General features: G+C 26.5%; 2 protein-coding genes. Both read right to left on the bottom strand.

Translation table 4 applies throughout. The features are described 5' to 3' along the window. Positions 1 to 96 precede the first annotated feature (96 nt). On the bottom strand, positions 97 to 567 hold the full coding sequence (gene greA, locus EHU54_RS05965) for a transcription elongation factor GreA (RefSeq protein WP_400249483.1): 471 nt from the start codon (positions 565 to 567) through the stop codon (positions 97 to 99). A gap of 106 nt (positions 568 to 673) precedes the next feature. Beyond that, positions 674 to 961: a hypothetical protein gene (locus EHU54_RS05960; protein WP_400249482.1), complete on the bottom strand. Its 288-nt coding sequence runs from the start codon at positions 959 to 961 to the stop codon at positions 674 to 676. Between the last annotated feature and the right edge of the window lie 95 nt (positions 962 to 1,056).

Raw genomic sequence — 1,056 nt, 5'->3', positions numbered from 1 at the left:
AATTAATTAAAATTATAATTTGCTATTAGTATCTTTTTAAAAATATTTACAATTATTTTAATAGGTTATGCAAGAAGTCTAATGTTTTTTTATTATTTATTCTACAGTTAAAATTTTAACTTTATAAGGTTCTTGAATTCCCTTAATTTCAACTAAATCTCCAACTTTTTTGCCAATAATAACTTTTGCAATTGGTGATTCATTTGAAATTGTATTTTCAAAAGGATTAGCTTCAACAGCACCAACAATTTTTAATTCATATTTTTTATTAATCAATAAATTAGTAAATGTTACTGTACTCCCCAATTTAATAATTCCTGTTTTTGATTTAACTTCCTTAATTTCTTTTGCTTTTGTTAATAGTGATTCAATTTCTTTAATTCGTCCTTCAACTTCCGCTTGACGGTTTCGTGCTGCATCATAATCAGCATTTTCTGATAAGTCTCCCTGTGCACGAGCTTCTTTTAACTCTTCAATAACCTCGGGACGAATAACATTAATTAAATTATCTAATTCTTCTTGTAAGTCTTTAATTCCCTCTTTAGTTAACAAAATTTCTTCATTCATGGTGTTCTCTCCGTTCCTCTCTGTTTTTTAATTACAACAATCATTATTATACCTTAAAAAAAGCAATAATAATGGGGTTTTTTATTTTTTATCAAGTAATAAAGCCTTAATTTTTGTTGCAATCATATCAATTGCAATTTCATTTCCTTCATAATATGGCACAATAAATATCGGCATATTTAATACTTGGCTCAACAAAGTACTCATGCATTGGTTTTACTGTTGTTAAATACTGATTAATAATACTTTCAACTGTTAGCCCCCGTTCTGATAAATCACGTGTTAAACGTCGAATAAAACGAATATCATCTTCTGTTTTAATAAATATTTTAATATCCGATAATTTACGAATTTCTTCTAATGCTAAACCTAAAATACCATCAAGAATAATCACATCACCACTTTTTATTTTCGTTGTTTGGATTGAGCGATTAGAAATTAGACTTCTTGCATAACCTAGTTATTTTAAAATTCCTATAAAATATATTT

Source organism: Spiroplasma sp. ald (assembly GCF_044714355.1).
Lineage (GTDB): Bacteria > Bacillota_I > Bacilli_A > Mycoplasmatales > Mycoplasmataceae > Spiroplasma > Spiroplasma phoeniceum.
This window is presented reverse-complemented; position numbering and strand designations above follow the sequence as displayed.